Origin of the sequence: Muribaculum sp. NM65_B17 (assembly GCF_004793735.1) — a bacterium.
In the GTDB taxonomy this organism is placed as follows: Bacteria; Bacteroidota; Bacteroidia; order Bacteroidales; family Muribaculaceae; genus Muribaculum; species Muribaculum gordoncarteri.
Window position 1 is genome coordinate 1 of the sequence record NZ_SRYY01000020.1, and the last position, 16,202, is coordinate 16,202.

The window sequence follows — 16,202 nt, forward strand, 5'->3', positions numbered from 1 at the left end:
AGGCTGATGCCTCTGCACGTTGAGTAGCACTCAAAAATTATTTAGGACAATATTGGAATATAGGACTATTTTTAGGAATAAAATTTTGTAAAAGCTTTCGGATTTGTGTATTTTCGCATTGTAATCTTGAATTCATTATGCTCAGATTGTTAATCCTGGCTATTGTCGTCCTACAGTGTACATCGGTTTATGCGCAGCCTTTAAGGGAGGTGAGGGGTGTATGGCTCACGACAAACGGTGGTATGGACTGGCCGGCAGGCCGATATGATGAATCATCGCAGAAAAAGTTGCTTGTCGAGATGCTTGACCGTCTTGCCGAAGCCAATTTCAATATGGTTTTATTTCAGGTTCAGGCCAATGGTGATGTAGCGTGGAACTCTTCGTTGCAGCCGGCCATGGAGTCGCTGACCGGTAACGGGTCGCGCAGCCTCTCCTACGATGTGTGCCGCTTTGTGATAGATGAGTGTCACAAGCGTTCGATGGAATGTCACGCATGGGTTGTGCCGTTCCGCATAGGCTCGTCACGTAACGCCGCACGTTATGCATCTAATAAAGTAAAGCATCCTTTGAAGTCACACCGCGACCTGTGTGTGCTCTATTCGGGCGGCTACTATCTCGACCCCGGGTTGCCTGAAGCACGAAAGTATCTCTTGAAGCTGTATAAGGAGTTGATTGAAAAATATGACTTCGACGGAATCAATCTCGACTATACGCGTTATCCCGGTGATAAATTCAATGATGCGTCATCGTTCAAGGCCTACAATCCCGGCAAGTTGTCGCGCGACGACTGGCGGCGGGCCAATATAAATGAGTTTGTCGCTCAGCTGCATGATATGGCCAAGAAGGTGCGTCCGGGCATAAGGGTAGGGTCGGCACCCATAGGCACATATAAAAATGTAGACAAGTATAAGAACGCGACATCATATTTCAGCTATCAGCAGGATCCTTGTCAGTGGATAGAGTCGGGACATCATGATTTCATTATCCCACAGATGTACTGGAATGAGGATTTCGGATTTACGCCTAATATGGTCACATGGGTCAACAACAGCTGCAAGCATCCCGTAGTAGTGGGGCTTGCTCCCTATAAGCTCGTTGACTCTAAGTGGGATGTGGATGTGATAATCGACCAGATTGAGAAGACGCGTCGCACCGACGGAGTGGCCGGTGTGTGCTTTTTCAGGGCTGAGCATCTGCTTGGAAACAATCCCAAGATAAAGCGACTCTACGATGCATTGCGTAAGGATGTGTTCAATCGTCCGGCTCATCTGCCGCAGTTTGGAAGCAATAAGGCTCCGTCGCCACGCAATGTCAAGGCCGAATATTCCAATGGCGGTTATGTAATCACTTGGGATGCTCCTCGCAATTGCGATGTAAGATACTATTCGGTCTATCTCACCGACGACAAGGGTGTGAGGATAGATCAAGCCCCCGACGATATAGTAGGATTCAAGGTAAAGGGCAACAGTTTCAACTATCGTTCGTCAAAGAAAGGGCTGAAGTTTGCCGTAACGGCATTTGACCGTGACTATTCCGAGAGTGACCCCGTTTACGTAAATCGCGGCAAGGAGAAGAGCAAGAAGCATAAATCGAAATCCGATAGCGACAATAGTGATGAAAGAGTATATGTTGATTATGATTTTTTATAGGAGAATAGCCGATGGTGATATCTGACCGATGGGAGTTTATATGTCTTGATGCCGAGTTTGCCGATTCTCGCAACAATGAAATTCTGGAATTGTCGATATATGATATTTCAGGCGAGGAGATATATCATCAATATTTCAAGCCGATTAAGACCCGCAAATGGAATAATACCGAGAAGATTCATCATATAACCCCCGCGATGGTCAAGGATAAGCCTACATTCAAGGAGTGTGCCCGCGATATCCAGTCGATTATAGACCGTGTGGGCTATATAATAGGTTTCGCTACCGAGAATGATATAAAGCATCTTAAAGGGTCGGGGATAAGGCACTTCACCAAGAAGCATGTCGTCAACATCAGGGAGTGGTATTGGCTGTGTCTTGGACGCGACAAGGGTTATGACATGCTTAACGGGCCGGGATTGACAGTGTGTGCCGGTGACCTCGGCATTTATTTCCCTGATGATGACGCACACTCGGCATCCAATGACGCAAAGGTGACGCTTGACTGTTTTGTGGAGCTGGCCCGCAGGTTTGAGGATAAATACATGTCGGGTAGCGATAACTATGTCACGGATATAGTTGCCGAATTCAAGAGGGTCTATTCGGAGGCGCAAGCTGAGTATCACCGACTCAATGCAAGAGGCCGCATATTTCTGCTAAAGAGTGACGGCGGAGGCTATAGGCTGAAACGGCTGAAGATTGACGAGAGTCCTGACGCCGATGTGGTGGAATCGATAACTGTCGATGATCGGTTCCGTGCCGAATATGAGCTTCGCCGCAGATTTTTGCACCGACTGTTGCCCGATTCATCGGCTTATGAGTTGAATAAGCGTGATTTGGCTTATTTCCGCTCCTATTCCAATAAGTATGTGCCATTGCGGGCCAAGCACTATAAACGGTTACTCCAGATGCTTGTTAAAAACTGATTCCTGTTAATTCAAAATTGTGATTGAACATAAAAAAGGATGGAAAAATTTGGTGAACGGCTCACGATTGAGTAACTTTGATAAAAATTAAAAATCGTATTCAATAATGGAAATAGCAGGAAAAATCATACTTGCCTTACCTGAACAGTCGGGAGTCTCAAAGGCCGGTAATGCGTGGAAAAAGCGCGAATATGTTCTTGAAACACAAGAAACTTATCCCAAGAAGGTGCACTTTGACCTTTTTGGCGACCGTGCCGACCAATATCCCCTGAATGTAGGTGACGAAATTGTGTTGAGCTTCGATATAAACAGCCGTGAGTTCAACGGCCGCTGGTACACCTCGGTTAGCGGTTGGAAAGTAGAGAAGGCAGGTGCGCAGGCCGCTCCCGCCGCTGCTCCCGTGCAGGACTTCCCCGGTGCGGTTCCTCCGCCTCCCGTGCCCGATCTCGGCAGTGATGCTACCGACGACCTTCCTTTCTAAAGGCTGACAGGTATAACGAAAAAGCGATGGAGCGTTTCATTTATTTGAGATGCTCCATCGCCTTTTTATAAAGTAGTGTTGTTGTCGTGAATCAATCCTCGTCTATGGGGCATAAAACGAAGCGATTTGTTTATTGCTCATGCAAATGATATTAAATGCTTTGTTATTCAATAGGTTAGGGAACTATCTGAAAAATGAAGCGATATTTCCAAGCGGTTTCCCTTTTACATGATTCTTACATCAGCTTTACAAAATGGGGCTATTGGGGGGAGAAAACACCTTGGTTTCTTTACATCACCTACGCAATTTGTGTATAAATGGGCTTGGATGGCACTTTGTTGGCGTGTGCGTGCCTTTTTGATCCAAATAGGAGGTCTTTTGAAGTGGAGGCGATCTATGGTATATTGATCGCATTTTTTTGTCCTAGTTTCTAAAATTTTTTTCTCAAAAATATTCCAAATAATCACTATTTGGAATATTTTGGCTATTTTTGTTGCTGGAATGAGCAAGGTTATACATGTACATCTTATATGCCCGATAGTGGGCGAAAAACAGCGGGACTGGTACTTCGCCAGTATCTCTGCGGTGTATTCTGTCTTGACACCGGAACAGGTAGGAGCGTCCAAGAGCTATCTGCTCCATGCCGGGCTGTCGGATAATGGCACAGTGATAACTAAAAGGGCTATAATTAAGCAGTCTACGCTTATTAGGGGCAGTAGGACGGCCTGAATGATTAATGATAAAATAACGCCATTATAACAACTTTCGTGCGTTATTCATTTCAATGCTGTGGGGAGCGATTTTCGCTCCCCTTTTTTGTGTCTTTTTTATTAGGGGATAGGTTAGGGGATAGCATTAGGGGATAGTGGTTTCAAAAGTTAGGGGATAGGTTAGGGGATAGTTTTCCCATTTTTTTAAGGTTTGTATTTCATAGGATAATAACACGTATTACTATTATAACCTCGAAATATCGCAAAATTATTATAGGAAAATCCCCCAATTGTTTTAGTGTGTTTGAGTGTTGTAAATAGTTGTATTATAGTTTATTGTGCTTGTTTTTGCCTTAAAAAGCCCATAAACTTGCGTGTGTGCGTTAAAAAGAGGCTATCATGCGTATTTGCGTGTAAACCGCGTGGTGTTATTCAATATGGATTACTCCTACAATGCGCGCCATGCCGGTTATCTCATCTTTTGGTATGTCAAAAGGTGGGTACTCTTTATTATCGGATACAGCGGTTAGGCAGTCTTTATCAGTCCCCGGCATTATGCGCTTTACAAGCATTCCCCGGTCAATTGTGGCAATCAAGTGGCATTTGTTCCATTCAATGTATCGGGAATGATTGATTATTGAGCAGGCTATTATGTCACCGGGATAGAATTTTGGTATCATAGAGTCCCCTGTAACCTCAATCATGAAGTCTACAGCAAGGTATCGGAACTTAGGGATGATATAGTAGGCTACAACATCGCATTCCTTTATTGAAAAATGTGCATTAGCGAAGCCTCCGACAGCTCTTTCTGAAACTAAGGGGATTGCACCGGGAGCCTTTTTCGTAGTTTCGGTAAGAGCTTCAAAATGGGTTTCTGAACCGCTTCGGGTAGAAATAAGCTTTTCTCTGTTTGTAGAGGCAATGGGCTTTAAACATTCTTTAAGCATATCTCCTTCGCCTGTTATGAGCCAGTCTGCTGAGATGTTTTCGCAATTTGAGTATATTGTTTCAATATCAAAAGTATTTCGACTAATCCAAGTGCTTAATCCTTGTGCCGAAATTCCTAACTTCTTTGCAAACTGCGACTTATTACCTCCGCAGTAGTGATTGATAAGGGCATTTAATATGTCTGCTTTCGTCATAATGTGCTAAATAATTCTCGTTATGAGAAAATAATCCACATTTTGTTTTGTGGATATTCTCAAAATGTTTATCTTTGCGGTGTGGTTAAAATGTTACCACCGCGCCAAAGATACAAAAAAGGCGCGAGATTAGCGAATTTTAAAACTATTGAATATGCAAACGACAGACGAAATAAAAGAATGGCAGACGCAAAGTGTGAAGCACAAGGTTGCCGGAGTCCTGATGATGGACGGTGTTTCATTCCGCTACGATGAGGAGAACGGTATAACGTTCACGGTCCCGGAATCCTATGTGGAAAAGCTGAAATATCGACTTGTCACGGTTTTTGGCTGTTCTGTAAAACCGATTATAAACGAAATAAATAAATAACCATGAATGAGGCAAAGACAAACCAAGAGGAGGTTCTTAAAATCTTCAAATCTGAGTATGAGGGTATTTTACGCCGTTACGAGCGTGACGTGGAGAGGTATGCCCTCAAGATGAACGAGAACTACGAACAGTTTTTCTGTTGGCACGGAGGGACAATGTATAAGATCCAAATAAACCTCAAGGCCATACGTGAACTCCGGCATCTGACAAGCTGGGATAGCACAGACAAAATAAAGATGGCACTGGAAAACCATATCAGGAATATAGAACTGACCTTGATTGAAGGCAGCCAGTATCCGACAAGTACAAACCTTCTCCACAATGTGGCGGACATTCTCGGGAGGGAAGCCAAACAGCGGCTCAGGGAGGACCTCCAGAGGCTGCTTTATACGATAACTTATAAATGATGGAATATGAAAGCAATAAAAGTGGAAGTTCCGGAGCATGAGTGGGACAAGGTAGGCCCTTTCGTGGAGTATATAAACGATGATGACGTTGTGGCATACCAGACAAGTCGTACGGAATTTATTGTGGTGGCACAAGGCGAATGCTCGATGGCACGTGTGGATGCCCTGATTGCCGAGAGACTTGATGACGAAACGCTGATTACCCATATCAGGAAATAAGAGGGTTAGGCCCAAGAGAGGGCGATCCTGTGGCATGGAGCCACGAAAGCCGAAAGGCACAAACATTTGAACCTCCGGTGTCGCCAAATACGCCGGAGGAACCGGGCGGCAGGTTTAGAAGGCTGAAACACTGCGGAGGTGCACCTATGCAGAGAGGCGGGTTCGACTCCCGTGCCGTCCACCAATAATCAATATTTAAAATAACGACTATGGCGAAGAACTACATTAAACCGGACCCGGACAAACAACTGAACAGGCGTTTGCGGGCGGCGTTGGGGTCGATACTCCATACACAAACAGCGGTCAAGGCCGCGCTGGATCAAGCCGAAGGGTTCATGACCGAAGAGGAACTGGCAAACTCGTGTGCATACTGCTCCCTCTGCAGCTATGACGCACAGTGTGAAGAAATATTCATGACTCTTTGCCGGGAATTAGGCAACCAACCTCAGCAACAATAAAACATATCGGATATGAAGAAGCAGATTTTGACAGACAACGAAACCAAGACTTTCCTCATGAAAGCATTTGGGTGTTCCCGTCAGCAAGTGTGGAGGGCCCTCAATTTCGAGCGCAACAGCGACAAGGCGCAACGTATCCGTCGACTGGCCCTGCAGCGCGGTGGCAAACTGACAGAGGGTTATACGCCTGAATGTGAGACGACCCATCAGACGGCAGACCGCACCATGACTCAGACGTTCGGTCACCGCGTGAAGATAGTTGCCGATTTCGGCAGCAGTGAGGTTGTGGTTATGGTTGACGGCGTAAAGAAGAACAGTTACAAGAAACTGAGTATACCCGAATTCATGCAGCTTCAGAACGAGGTTGAACAAATGGCGGCGGCGCTCTAATCATTAAAAATAATGGAGTACTACGGTAAAATAGCCTGTATATCGTTCCATGACCTGACGCGGGAGCCCGATCCTATAATGTCGGTCCCTAATTATAAATGGCATAAAAGAGAGGGCAAAATTAACGTGGTGCGAGAAGGTAGAGGTTTAGGCAGCTATGCTCTCGTGGAGATAGCGACAATGCCGCAAAGGTTTCAAGATAAAATAAAAGAAAAATACGGAGATATGAATTCAGAGATACTCAGAATGTGGTTCGCAAGCCACTTCCATATCGATGCGAAGGCACGCGGGTTCTATACCCGGTTCCGTTTCGAGGACGGCAGCGCGTTACCCCCGGAGCATATAAACGAATATACCGTGAACGCCTCGGCGATACAGGCGGTTGTCGATGTGATGGCAGACACGGTTATTATGCGCCGTGCCATGAAGGGCGGTCCGGTCAACTGGAACGAGCTTGCGGGTGCCATCAACTATTACCGAGAGGAATTCGGCCACACGCTGCCCGTCAGCGTCAACCGTTTCAAGAGGAGGGTCAACGAGTTCAAGGCTCAGGGCTACGAAAGCCTTATCAGCCGCAAGTTCCGTAACCAGAACAGGCGCAAGGTCACTTACAGCATTGCCGACCTTATACGCGGCCTCGGAGCCATGACGGAGCATCCCTACGATACGGTGGTAGCCGAGATGTACAACCGGTTCGTGACCGGCGACCTCGAGGTGTATGATCCTGAAACGGGCGAGGTCTTCAACCCGGATGACTTCACTGACAAGTCCGGCAACCCAGTGGTGCTGAGCAAGGGCACCATAGCCAACTACCTCAAGCAGCCCAAGACAAGGGCACTGCTGGCACAGGTCCATCAGACGCAATGGGATTTCAACAACTCGCAGCGTCCCTACCATCTGCGCCGGAGTCCGAACTATGCCTTCAGCAAAATCTCGGCGGATGACCGTGACCTTCCACGCCCGATGCACGACGGGAGCTACGTGCACGCCTATTACGTGAGCGATGTCGCAAGCGGTGCTGTGGTAGGGTATGCCTACAACCGCAAGAAGGACAAAGACCTGTTCCTCGACTGTATGCGCAACATGTTCCAGACCTTGGACCGCAACGGATGGTACATGCCGGCACAGATAGAGGTCGAGCACCATCTGGTAAACAAGTTCACCGACGGGCTCATGCAGGCCGGCGTGGTGTTCCCCCTTATCAGGTGGTGTAACCCGGGCAACTCGAGGGAGAAGCGTCAGGAGCATGTCAACCGGGCGAAGAAGTACGGTGTGGAGAAGCGCAGCCAGCAGAACATCGGCCGATGGTATGCTGCCCTCGAAGCCAACCGTCCGAAAGTTGAGAAGGTGTATGACGAACTAAACAACACCTACAGGGTGCCGACCTACGGCTACGAGCAGCTGGTGGCCGATGACATAGCCGCCATAAACGAATACAACTCCCAGATGCACCCCAACCAGAAGAAGTTCCCGGGCATGACCCGCTGGGATGTGCTTTGCCGGTGCCAGAACCCGGATCTTGCACCGTGGGATAAGGCGGTGCTGTACCGCTTTATCGGCGAGCACACCGAAACGAGCATCAAGCAGAACGCCTACCTGACGGTGCAATACAACCAGTACCGGCTGTCGAGTCCGGAGATCATCTCCAAGCTCGAGCCCCGTAACTATAAGGTTGACGCCTACTGGCTGCCCGATGCGGACGGCAATATCGGTGAGGTGTATGTCTACCAGAACGGGCGGCTTATCGACACCTGCCGGATGGTTGCCCGGTATAACGAGGCGACGGCCGAACAGACCGACGCTGACCGTGAGGCATACACGGAGCAGGCCAAGTATGTGGCGCAGTTCGACTCGATGGTGAGGAAAAACAAGATCCACCGGCTCGGGGTCACCCGGCAGGAGGTTGTCACTGCCATCAGGGAGGCAGAGGCGGTACCGGTTGAGATTACAGTCCCGGAAGCGGACACGGACTATTCGGAATACATGAATGTGGCGGGTGTGCAGGCTGACGCGGTAAACAGGATTTGAATAATATTAAAACAGCATTGAAATGAGTAAGATCCACCTGTGTGAAAGTTGTAAACATTGCACTCATTCACCAAATTTATTTCAGCCATATTATTGGTGTTCGTGGTATGGGAAAGAAGTAAAGGCACCTATTAAAAAATGTGATAAAAGAACTTGTTAAACAGCATTGAAATGGAGATAACAAACGAAATCAAGAAACGGATATCCGGAGCCATAGCAGCGGACCGTGAGAACTATCCGAGCGACAACCGCCATGCCACGGCATTGGGGATTGCGCCAAGTGTTTATAACGCCATAAAGAAGGGCAATTATGACCGTCAGGTGAGCGATGCCAACTGGATAGGCATTGCCCGGCGCTTAGGGGTCCAGCTCCGTACAGAGATGGAATGGACGGCGGCCATGACACCGACATACGCCTTCATCAGCAAGCAGCTTGAGGTGTGCCAGCAGAGCGGGCTCAGCGCCATTATGTGCGACATGCCCAATATCGGCAAGACGTTCACGGCAAGGGCGTATGTGAAGCAGCACCGCCATGCGGTTTATATAGACTGCTCGCAGGTCAAGACCAAACTCAAGCTCATACGCCAGATTGCAAAAGAGTTCGGTGTCGGCTCCTACGGCCGTTACAGTGACGTTTACGAGGATCTTGTGGCCTACCTGCGCACCATCGACACCCCTCTGGTAATCCTTGACGAGGCCGGTGATCTGCAGTACGAGGCTTTCCTTGAGCTGAAAGCCTTATGGAACGCCACCGAACGCTGCTGCGGGTGGTACATGATGGGTGCCGACGGGCTGCAGGAGAAGATAACCCGTGCCATAGAAGGCAAGAAAGTGGGCTATACCGAGATGTTCAGCCGTTATGGGGATACATACAGCAAGGTCACCCCGGACGACGCGAAGGAGCGTGAGAAGTTCATGAAGGCGCAGGCCGCCATCGTCGCCAAGGTGAACGCCCCGTCGGATGCGGATATAAACCGCATAGTGAACGCCTCCAAAGGCGGCCTTCGCCGGGTATATACCGAAATAGAAAAAATGAGGAGGGCAGGGGTATGATGACGGTAATAGAGAAGCAATATATGGATGCGGTGATTGCCATGAACCGGCGATTACAGAGTAGTCAGCCTGACTGGGAACAGCGCAGGTATGAGATTGCCAAGGACGCGATGTGTGCCATATTGGGCAATCCCGCGATAGTTGATAAAGTGACGGAGGAGGGGGAACCGGCATGGGGCGCCCCGGTTGCCATCGCCAAAACCGCGGTGACTCTTGCCGGTCTGCTTGTCAAGGAACTTGAAAAACAAAAGAGCGATGACTAAGATAACACTTGAGGACCGGGGACAGGATTTCCTTTGGCTCGTGGTAGGCAGCGCGTGCCGTGTAATTGATGCCGGGCCGTATCAAGGCCATATATGGCGTGGGGCTTATATCCCGTTGCCGGAGGTGAGGGTAGGAGAGCGGTGCCCGATCCATCACCCGCCGCATATAAACTTCGGCTATCTGAAATACCGGGTGGAGAGAATAGACAAAGAGTGCAAAGAGGAAAAACTAATAGAAGATGAAACTTAAAAGAGCATACAGCCCGGGTGAGATCCTGAGCATGAAAATCCCGAGCTATGAATTCACCGGGCAGTGGCAGGCGGCCATCGGCAACCCGGCAAAGAGCGGCACGTGGATAATATGGGGAGCCAGCGGTAACGGCAAGACGTCGTTCGTGATGCAGCTTGCCAAATATCTCTGCGGCTTCGGCAAGGTTATCTATGACAGTCTGGAGGAGGGAACGAGCCTGTCATTCCAGAAGTCCCTCAAGCGTCACGGCATGGAAGATACACGCAAGCGCCTCATGGTTCTTGACCGGGAGCCGATGGACCAGCTCAGCGAGCGCCTGAGCCGTAAGAAGAGCGCGCCGATCGTGATAATAGACTCCTTCCAGTACAGCGGCCTGAGCTATCAGGCATACTGCGAAATGAAGGAGCACCATTCCAACAAGCTTCTCATATTCATCAGCCATGCCGAAGGAATGAAACCCGAGGGTCGCCCGGCTAAGAAAGTTGAATATGACGCGGATGTGAAAATATTTGTCAGCTGCTTCAAGGCCATGTGCAAAAGCCGTTTTCTGGATCACCCGGGCGAACCGATCACCGTATGGGAGGAGGGAGCCGCAAAAGCATTACTCGATGAAGGACAGAAGAGCGATGAGGCGCAAGAACCTCCTTTATAAACTTCGCAAGAAGGGTATCAGGTGTGACACCAGATCCCGGTGCATCGAATACCCCTACGGCAAAGATCCGAGGCGGGTTCCTCAAATACGGCGTCTGATGCAAGAGTATAATTTTAACATTCAATTCGTGATAATATGAGCAAGAAAAAGACCATTATCAATCTGACTCCTCCCGGACGCATACACAAGGAGGGATTTGTCAGCAAAGGGCATGTGTGCGGCTATTGCCACGGCAAAGGGTGGTTTCACGGTGATCTGCATACAGATGAGACCGTGCCGTGCCCCGACTGCGGCGGTAGCGGTGAAGTAATGGCAATAGTGAGTATCGATTGGAAACCATCTAATAAAGTAAAAAATGAAGAAAAGTGATTTTATCATGCTATACCCTGATGTAGCGGAACAGGAAGTTGAGTTCAAGTATGTAATGCCTCGCAAGGAGGTTGAGGGCACGTTGCTCGCCATGTGCCGTTCTTTGGGAACGGGCTTGCTTGCCTATCAAAGTGCCGGCAAGCAGGCCATAGCATTCACGAGTGTGAAATTCCATCAGTTCAAGGAACGGATGGTGAAAGGTGCAGCCATGGTCGATCTGAACGGAGATAGGCATGAGGTTGTCAGCGACAGCCCGTTTATGTGCGGTGGAGAATTCTGTGTGCGTACCTTGCATGACGGGAAGGAAGTTGTTTGTCCATGTACATTTTTTAATCCCTCTAAATGAATGGGCGTACCGGATCAACACAACAATCTCCGTGAGATACTGCGTAAGAAGCGCAGCTCCGTTCTCCACCAGATGCAACTGCTCGATGTTGACACGGCAGACTGGGGCAAAGTCGATGCCCTGTGTATGGACAGCCGGATAGCCGGTAAACGGTTCTGCCGGCTTGACTGTGACGAACTGGACGCGCTGCTCAAGAAGCTGCGCGCCATAAGACGAAAACAAACAACCCTAAAAAAATAAGTGACATGAGAAAGGAAACCAGAGAAGCCATCGGCAGCCTGAAAACCCAAATGCTAGAGGCAGCCGCCACCCTCACGAGCGAGGAGCGCGAGGAATTCTACAACGAGGTCAACGAATGGACCTACGAGCAATATGAAGACGCTTTGCTCTGTCAGGAGGCGGAGATGCAAAGTTACGAAGAGGAGGACTGAAGCATGGACAGAAAAAGCCAAGACAAAGTGTTGAAAGCCGGATTTATAATTATCCGCAAAGATGATTACCCGACTCCCCGTATAAAGGCACGCCATGTTGCAGGTACCGATTATAGGACTTTCGAGAAGTACAATACCAAAGCGGAGCGAGACCGAGCTTTTGCAAGACTTCTTACAGACGATAAAGTAATCAGTGACTAACCAGTTAAAATAAACAAAATGACAGAAAACATCAAAGAAACCCTAAAAGGTATGTCAGCGGCCGACCGCAAGGCGCTGCTTGAGGAACTCAGAGCCGAGGAACGGCAGGCCACCCGTGACCGCCGCGAGGCATACGAGTCCATACGCGCACAGTTCATGCACGAGGTAAAGGGCCATCTACTGCCTCTGGTGGAGAATGTCCGTGAGTTCCGCGACTGGATCGAGCGGGAGGCCGAGGGATTCTACGCCATCATGCGTGAGTACGGACAGTTGCGCAAGGAGGACCAGTCGAGTTTCACCATCGTTGACGGTGACATGAAGATCGAGGTGCGCAGCAACAAGGTCAAGACCTTTGACGAACGTGCCGACATGGCGGCCGAGCGTCTTATGGAATACCTGAAGGCATACGTGGCCGGAAGCGAGAAGGGGTATGACGATCCCATGTACCAGTTGGCGATGACCCTGCTCGAGCGCAACCGTCAGGGTGACCTCGACTACAAGAACATCAGCAAGCTTTATGAGATGGAGGACCGTTTCGACGAGGAATACAAATCCATTATGAGCCTTTTCCGCGAGAGCCATACGGTCACCAAGACCGCCACGAACTTCTACTTCTCGCAGCGTGACAAGAACGGCGTATGGCGGCGGATAGAGCCGAGCTTCTGCCGGCTGTAGTGTAATATTGGCAACCCCTTAACCATAAAGCACCGTAGATTAAATATTTACGGTGCTTTTTGGCTCTAAATAGCGTCAAATTCACTATTTTTGCATTATAATTATCACATGGCAAAGGGACGGGATAAAGAACTGATAAAGCTCCGTGACGAGGCTTTGTGCCGTCGTTACTATTACTGGACCGAGAGGCAGCGGCTGCGCTTTGATGACGCACTGAAAATCCTCTCGGAACGTGAGTTCTTTATCTCCGAGGAGCGTATAATGGCTATAATCCGGCGCATGATCCGAACCGGGAACGCTGAAAATATACCACCGCTCCCCAAGGTCAAGAAACCGCGTCTTACCAACGACCAGTTATCATTGTTTCCCGAGTTATAGGGACTGCCCCGAATTGTCGTTGATGGTGAATGCGTATGTCGTCTCGAACACCTTGACATATCCCGGCAGGGCATAATCCCGGCTCTTGACACGTACAAGGGGAGTGGCGCACCGGGCACTCTTGAACCGTTGCAGCGTCTTGTATAGTTTCAGGTCCATTTGCCGTCTATCCTTAATCTTGTCATAAGTTCCGGACTCAAAGGAAGTGTCATCATAGCAGTCCACCGCAAGGCGTACCGTGATGAGCGCGGCTCCCTTCTGGTTGCCGAGTCCCTGATCGCGCCAGTCCGCATCGATATTGCCAATCAGTACGCACGGGAATGTGACGGGGTATTGGTCCTCCTCCGCAGACATTTCGAGCTGGCCGTAGTCCTCGTCGATGAGGGACAGTTCCGGCATGCCTCCGGCGATGCGCTCCATAATGTTGGTAAAAATTTCTTCCATGATTTTATGAGTTTAAAATTTTACGAATTTCATTCTCAGTCCGGGCGGCTATGCTGTCCGACAGTTCGGCACTCTCTCCCAGAAACTGGCGTTGCGGGATCTTGACCTTGAGCTTTGGCCTCTTCGTCAGCGCGAGTCTTTTCCAGAATTGTGCCTGTGTATTCTCCGGCTGCTTACCGGAACCGCCTTTTTGGCGTTTCTTTTGCCCTGTACCGGCTTTTTTCGTCTGTCCTGAGGATTTATAGAACATCGCCCATGCGAAGCGTCTCATGCGGTCTGTAACGGTCGGGTTTGCAATGCCGCCCCAATTATGCAGCGGGGCATAGCGCGCATCGTTGGCGACGCGCACCCGGTAATCCCCCGGCATATATTTTATGGAGCTGAAAAGGTGGTTGCGTCCGGACAGCAGGGTTCCGTAATTTGATGCGGCCGCTGGATTGCCTGATGACAGCCTTCTTGCCGGCTTCCACGGATGCAGACCTCCGTTCACAAAGCCGCCCTTGCGGAAATTGTCCTGAAAATGGTCTTTAGCCATACGTCCGGCGATCACCGGCATATTCCGGCGCATAAGGGTGTCAAGCTCACCGCGTTTGGCTTTGACCAGCCTTGCGAAATCTTTTATATCCATAATGTTGTTGCAATAAAAAAATAATGTTACTTTTGTGGATTATAAACTGCATATTACAATGAACATCCCGTCACAGGTAATGAAGGCCGCCTCCGAGCTCCGGGCGATGTACGGTGAGCATGTGGAGTATCTTGGAGAATTCCAAGGTGCGCAGGTCTATTATTACCATTATCCGGATGATATTACAGCCGGAGTTTGCCCGGTATATCTGTATGACGGCACTACTGTGGACGAGGTTACGGGAGATATAGCCATGAACATACTGGACTCACTTATCGAAGATGCCGATGAATTCGGTATTGAATAACTTGTTGTCTATACGCATAATCCCACGGCAGCCGTGATTGGTGGCAGCCCCATTCTCCGCAAGATACTTAAGGTCCTTGAACTCATATCCCGAACCTTCGGAATTGTCAGCCTGAGGCTCTATATATTTCAGTGAGCCGTCTTTGAAACGCTGTATGATTGTGGCGTGGCCGCCCCCTCTTTTCCAGCCTATTGAAAGCTCATACACTCCCTCCTCCTTGCAGACTTCATCAAAGAACTCAAGATAACGCTTGGGGGTCATTATTTTATATTTTTTGTCGACCATCCAGTCATTGGTGCTTGTATGCCTTGCTGGGGTGCCATCTAAGTTGCGCCATACTTTCCAACAGTTGTATCCTTGGCTTAGATGTTCGAGTTTGGAACCCTTGGTGTTCGCCTTTGCAGTGACATTGAACCCTCTTAGACGTAATGAATATGCCGGAGCGCATGTCTGGCAGTTTATACCGAACGGCCGGTGTCTGGTTTCGTCATACTTTTTGTTCAGTCGATAGGTCTTACCGTATTTGTCTTGATATATCCCCTTGGGATCGAGGATGTATTTAGGCACATAATTCGGGTTTGCGGACTGTTTGTCCGCGTCCTCCACCGTCATAGGCTTGCCCTTTGTTATGCCAAGGGCCTTTTCAATCTCGAGGTTGTCGCGGGCTATGGCGGTTCTTTCCTCGTCGGTGAAATATTCCGGCATCTCCCTCATCATCTCCTCCAGCCGTTTCAACAACCTGTCAACCGCTTTCTTTGCACCGGCATGAGCCTCCGTCTTATACGGGTGGGTGTCGGAAAACAGCTTTGCGTCCTTGCCCGGATTATTCTCCAGCCCCTTTTGCTGTGTTGATGACGGGCCGGTTCCTGTGGGAACCGGTGTCACGGGCTCGTCGGTTGATGACAGCGTGCATTTGCAGTTCCAACGGTCGCCCGGTCTGTGATGGCTCCAGAAATCATCATCGATGGGTCGCACCATGCCCCAGAACACGCGATGGTCCTCACCCGGTGTGATGGAGGTTGACGGGCACCATTTGAGATTAGGAAGTATATCCTTTTCCCTTGTGAACTGGCGCCAGTCGGCAGCCTGATGCGCGCGTATGACCGCGGTGTCGTATTCGGTCCTGAGCCAAGTCCGGCACTGGTGGGTTGCGATAGGCATAACCTCGTTCAACCATTGTTCAAACGGCTTCAGATTGCCGTTCGAGTCCAATAAAAGACGTGCCATGTCATTCTGTGCCCGGTGTACCTTGAAAGCCGAGAACACGGCGTTATTCCGGTGCAGGGCTTCTATAAAGTCAGCGTCAGGATCGGAGGGCGGCACATTGCCGAAGGCTTTTCCAACCGCCTTATCCATTGTCGCCCATACCTCAATATTGTCCTAAATAATTTTTGAGTGCTACTCAACGTGCAGAGGCATCAGCCT

24 protein-coding genes, 1 tRNA gene and 1 pseudogene are annotated in these 16,202 nt (G+C 49.3%); 22 read left to right on the plus strand and 4 right to left on the minus strand.

The features are described 5' to 3' along the window. The first annotated feature begins 137 nt into the window (after positions 1 to 137). From E5354_RS13790 to E5354_RS14390, 4 genes are all read left to right on the plus strand, one after another. On the plus strand, positions 138 to 1,649 hold the full coding sequence (locus tag E5354_RS13790) for a glycoside hydrolase family 10 protein (RefSeq protein WP_123396919.1): 1,512 nt from the start codon (positions 138 to 140) through the stop codon (positions 1,647 to 1,649). Between the two features lie 11 nt (positions 1,650 to 1,660). Next, on the plus strand, positions 1,661 to 2,575 hold the full coding sequence (locus E5354_RS13795) for a 3'-5' exonuclease (RefSeq protein ID WP_123396920.1): 915 nt from the start codon (positions 1,661 to 1,663) through the stop codon (positions 2,573 to 2,575). Between the two features lie 106 nt (positions 2,576 to 2,681). Continuing rightward, entirely contained in the window at positions 2,682 to 3,056 is a 375-nt protein-coding gene (locus E5354_RS13800) for a DUF3127 domain-containing protein (protein WP_123396921.1), read from the plus strand. Positions 3,057 to 3,557: 501 nt separating this feature from the next. Then, the gene (locus tag E5354_RS14390) at positions 3,558 to 3,785 is read left to right on the plus strand and encodes a hypothetical protein (RefSeq protein ID WP_035458050.1); all 228 of its coding nucleotides are present in this window, start codon (positions 3,558 to 3,560) and stop codon (positions 3,783 to 3,785) included. Positions 3,786 to 4,194: 409 nt separating this feature from the next. Here the strand turns inward: E5354_RS14390 and E5354_RS13810 are convergent, their stop codons facing one another. Next, complete coding sequence (locus tag E5354_RS13810) at positions 4,195 to 4,908, minus strand: S24 family peptidase (protein WP_016273855.1); 714 nt, start codon at positions 4,906 to 4,908, stop codon at positions 4,195 to 4,197. Between the two features lie 154 nt (positions 4,909 to 5,062). Between E5354_RS13810 and E5354_RS13815 the strand changes: the two genes are divergently transcribed. The 17 genes from E5354_RS13815 to E5354_RS13895 all read left to right on the plus strand — a co-directional run bounded on the left by E5354_RS13815 (position 5,063) and on the right by E5354_RS13895 (position 13,398). Further along, entirely contained in the window at positions 5,063 to 5,278 is a 216-nt protein-coding gene (locus E5354_RS13815) for a hypothetical protein (protein WP_016273854.1), read from the plus strand. 2 nt (positions 5,279 to 5,280) lie between these two features. Further along, positions 5,281 to 5,685 carry a hypothetical protein gene (locus tag E5354_RS13820; protein ID WP_016273853.1) on the plus strand — a complete coding sequence of 135 codons (405 nt, stop codon included), beginning with the start codon at positions 5,281 to 5,283 and terminating at the stop codon, positions 5,683 to 5,685. 6 nt (positions 5,686 to 5,691) lie between these two features. Further along, the gene (locus tag E5354_RS13825) at positions 5,692 to 5,904 is read left to right on the plus strand and encodes a hypothetical protein (protein WP_016273852.1); all 213 of its coding nucleotides are present in this window, start codon (positions 5,692 to 5,694) and stop codon (positions 5,902 to 5,904) included. Positions 5,905 to 6,007: 103 nt separating this feature from the next. Continuing rightward, positions 6,008 to 6,088 (plus strand) — tRNA-OTHER (locus E5354_RS14275). A 25-nt stretch (positions 6,089 to 6,113) separates the two neighbouring features. After that, positions 6,114 to 6,362: a hypothetical protein gene (locus tag E5354_RS13830; protein WP_016273851.1), complete on the plus strand. Its 249-nt coding sequence runs from the start codon at positions 6,114 to 6,116 to the stop codon at positions 6,360 to 6,362. Positions 6,363 to 6,374: 12 nt separating this feature from the next. After that, entirely contained in the window at positions 6,375 to 6,752 is a 378-nt protein-coding gene (locus tag E5354_RS13835; protein ID WP_135947818.1) for a hypothetical protein, read from the plus strand. A gap of 12 nt (positions 6,753 to 6,764) precedes the next feature. After that, on the plus strand, positions 6,765 to 8,780 hold the full coding sequence (locus tag E5354_RS13840) for a hypothetical protein (RefSeq protein ID WP_016273849.1): 2,016 nt from the start codon (positions 6,765 to 6,767) through the stop codon (positions 8,778 to 8,780). Between the two features lie 171 nt (positions 8,781 to 8,951). Next, positions 8,952 to 9,833 (plus strand): AAA family ATPase, encoded by an 882-nt coding sequence (locus E5354_RS13845; RefSeq protein WP_035458014.1) that lies wholly within the window; start codon positions 8,952 to 8,954, stop codon positions 9,831 to 9,833. Beyond that, positions 9,830 to 10,096: a hypothetical protein gene (locus E5354_RS13850; protein WP_016273847.1), complete on the plus strand. Its 267-nt coding sequence runs from the start codon at positions 9,830 to 9,832 to the stop codon at positions 10,094 to 10,096. Before E5354_RS13845 ends, E5354_RS13850 begins: the two co-directional genes overlap by 4 nt. Beyond that, on the plus strand, positions 10,089 to 10,346 hold the full coding sequence (locus E5354_RS13855) for a hypothetical protein (RefSeq protein ID WP_016273846.1): 258 nt from the start codon (positions 10,089 to 10,091) through the stop codon (positions 10,344 to 10,346). Before E5354_RS13850 ends, E5354_RS13855 begins: the two co-directional genes overlap by 8 nt. Continuing rightward, positions 10,336 to 10,998 (plus strand): DnaB-like helicase C-terminal domain-containing protein, encoded by a 663-nt coding sequence (locus tag E5354_RS13860; protein WP_016273845.1) that lies wholly within the window; start codon positions 10,336 to 10,338, stop codon positions 10,996 to 10,998. Before E5354_RS13855 ends, E5354_RS13860 begins: the two co-directional genes overlap by 11 nt. 135 nt (positions 10,999 to 11,133) lie before the next feature. Next, positions 11,134 to 11,367 carry a hypothetical protein gene (locus E5354_RS13870; protein WP_135947819.1) on the plus strand — a complete coding sequence of 78 codons (234 nt, stop codon included), beginning with the start codon at positions 11,134 to 11,136 and terminating at the stop codon, positions 11,365 to 11,367. 7 nt (positions 11,368 to 11,374) lie between these two features. After that, a complete protein-coding gene (locus E5354_RS13875; RefSeq protein ID WP_135947820.1) occupies positions 11,375 to 11,713 on the plus strand; it encodes a hypothetical protein in 339 nt (112 codons plus the stop codon). Next, entirely contained in the window at positions 11,714 to 11,953 is a 240-nt protein-coding gene (locus E5354_RS13880; RefSeq protein WP_016273842.1) for a hypothetical protein, read from the plus strand. Between the two features lie 50 nt (positions 11,954 to 12,003). After that, entirely contained in the window at positions 12,004 to 12,144 is a 141-nt protein-coding gene (locus tag E5354_RS14280; RefSeq protein WP_168353914.1) for a hypothetical protein, read from the plus strand. Between the two features lie 219 nt (positions 12,145 to 12,363). After that, positions 12,364 to 13,020, plus strand: coding sequence for a DUF3164 family protein (locus E5354_RS13890; RefSeq protein WP_016273840.1), 657 nt, complete (start codon positions 12,364 to 12,366; stop codon positions 13,018 to 13,020). Positions 13,021 to 13,128: 108 nt separating this feature from the next. Next, the gene (locus E5354_RS13895) at positions 13,129 to 13,398 is read left to right on the plus strand and encodes a hypothetical protein (RefSeq protein ID WP_016273839.1); all 270 of its coding nucleotides are present in this window, start codon (positions 13,129 to 13,131) and stop codon (positions 13,396 to 13,398) included. On the opposite strand, the gene E5354_RS13900 is transcribed toward E5354_RS13895, so the two are convergent. Further along, positions 13,393 to 13,842, minus strand: a complete 450-nt coding sequence (locus tag E5354_RS13900; protein ID WP_135947821.1) for a hypothetical protein — start codon at positions 13,840 to 13,842, stop codon at positions 13,393 to 13,395. The two genes, E5354_RS13895 and E5354_RS13900, sit on opposite strands and share 6 nt — an antisense overlap. Positions 13,843 to 13,846: 4 nt before the next feature. Then, entirely contained in the window at positions 13,847 to 14,470 is a 624-nt protein-coding gene (locus E5354_RS13905; RefSeq protein ID WP_016273837.1) for a phage virion morphogenesis protein, read from the minus strand. Between the two features lie 58 nt (positions 14,471 to 14,528). Here E5354_RS13905 and E5354_RS13910 point away from each other — a divergent pair, with 58 nt between their 5' ends. Further along, complete coding sequence (locus E5354_RS13910; protein WP_016273836.1) at positions 14,529 to 14,777, plus strand: hypothetical protein; 249 nt, start codon at positions 14,529 to 14,531, stop codon at positions 14,775 to 14,777. Here the strand turns inward: E5354_RS13910 and E5354_RS13915 are convergent. Next, positions 14,739 to 16,142, minus strand: a pseudogene (locus E5354_RS13915) (toxin glutamine deamidase domain-containing protein); the annotation flags it as partial. The gene E5354_RS13910 and the pseudogene E5354_RS13915 overlap by 39 nt on opposite strands. Between the last annotated feature and the right edge of the window lie 60 nt (positions 16,143 to 16,202).

What these genes read in the sequence shown, in the direction of transcription:
- E5354_RS13850 (WP_016273847.1), top strand. Translation starts at nt 9,830, where the DNA reads ATGATGACGGTAATAGAGAAGCAATATATGGATGCGGTGATTGCCATG.
- E5354_RS13800 (WP_123396921.1), top strand. Translation starts at nt 2,682, where the DNA reads ATGGAAATAGCAGGAAAAATCATACTTGCCTTACCTGAACAGTCGGGA.
- E5354_RS13890 (WP_016273840.1), top strand. Translation starts at nt 12,364, where the DNA reads ATGACAGAAAACATCAAAGAAACCCTAAAAGGTATGTCAGCGGCCGAC.
- E5354_RS13855 (WP_016273846.1), top strand. Translation starts at nt 10,089, where the DNA reads ATGACTAAGATAACACTTGAGGACCGGGGACAGGATTTCCTTTGGCTC.
- E5354_RS14390 (WP_035458050.1), top strand. Translation starts at nt 3,558, where the DNA reads ATGAGCAAGGTTATACATGTACATCTTATATGCCCGATAGTGGGCGAA.
- E5354_RS13825 (WP_016273852.1), top strand. Translation starts at nt 5,692, where the DNA reads ATGAAAGCAATAAAAGTGGAAGTTCCGGAGCATGAGTGGGACAAGGTA.
- E5354_RS13895 (WP_016273839.1), top strand. Translation starts at nt 13,129, where the DNA reads ATGGCAAAGGGACGGGATAAAGAACTGATAAAGCTCCGTGACGAGGCT.
- E5354_RS13840 (WP_016273849.1), top strand. Translation starts at nt 6,765, where the DNA reads ATGGAGTACTACGGTAAAATAGCCTGTATATCGTTCCATGACCTGACG.
- E5354_RS13815 (WP_016273854.1), top strand. Translation starts at nt 5,063, where the DNA reads ATGCAAACGACAGACGAAATAAAAGAATGGCAGACGCAAAGTGTGAAG.
- E5354_RS13875 (WP_135947820.1), top strand. Translation starts at nt 11,375, where the DNA reads ATGCTATACCCTGATGTAGCGGAACAGGAAGTTGAGTTCAAGTATGTA.
- E5354_RS13835 (WP_135947818.1), top strand. Translation starts at nt 6,375, where the DNA reads ATGAAGAAGCAGATTTTGACAGACAACGAAACCAAGACTTTCCTCATG.
- E5354_RS13905 (WP_016273837.1), bottom strand. Translation starts at nt 14,470, where the DNA reads ATGGATATAAAAGATTTCGCAAGGCTGGTCAAAGCCAAACGCGGTGAG.
- E5354_RS13795 (WP_123396920.1), top strand. Translation starts at nt 1,661, where the DNA reads ATGGTGATATCTGACCGATGGGAGTTTATATGTCTTGATGCCGAGTTT.
- E5354_RS13845 (WP_035458014.1), top strand. Translation starts at nt 8,952, where the DNA reads ATGGAGATAACAAACGAAATCAAGAAACGGATATCCGGAGCCATAGCA.
- E5354_RS13860 (WP_016273845.1), top strand. Translation starts at nt 10,336, where the DNA reads ATGAAACTTAAAAGAGCATACAGCCCGGGTGAGATCCTGAGCATGAAA.
- E5354_RS13870 (WP_135947819.1), top strand. Translation starts at nt 11,134, where the DNA reads ATGAGCAAGAAAAAGACCATTATCAATCTGACTCCTCCCGGACGCATA.
- E5354_RS13830 (WP_016273851.1), top strand. Translation starts at nt 6,114, where the DNA reads ATGGCGAAGAACTACATTAAACCGGACCCGGACAAACAACTGAACAGG.
- E5354_RS13900 (WP_135947821.1), bottom strand. Translation starts at nt 13,842, where the DNA reads ATGGAAGAAATTTTTACCAACATTATGGAGCGCATCGCCGGAGGCATG.
- E5354_RS13810 (WP_016273855.1), bottom strand. Translation starts at nt 4,908, where the DNA reads ATGACGAAAGCAGACATATTAAATGCCCTTATCAATCACTACTGCGGA.
- E5354_RS13910 (WP_016273836.1), top strand. Translation starts at nt 14,529, where the DNA reads ATGAACATCCCGTCACAGGTAATGAAGGCCGCCTCCGAGCTCCGGGCG.
- E5354_RS13820 (WP_016273853.1), top strand. Translation starts at nt 5,281, where the DNA reads ATGAATGAGGCAAAGACAAACCAAGAGGAGGTTCTTAAAATCTTCAAA.
- E5354_RS13880 (WP_016273842.1), top strand. Translation starts at nt 11,714, where the DNA reads ATGGGCGTACCGGATCAACACAACAATCTCCGTGAGATACTGCGTAAG.
- E5354_RS13790 (WP_123396919.1), top strand. Translation starts at nt 138, where the DNA reads ATGCTCAGATTGTTAATCCTGGCTATTGTCGTCCTACAGTGTACATCG.
- E5354_RS14280 (WP_168353914.1), top strand. Translation starts at nt 12,004, where the DNA reads ATGCTAGAGGCAGCCGCCACCCTCACGAGCGAGGAGCGCGAGGAATTC.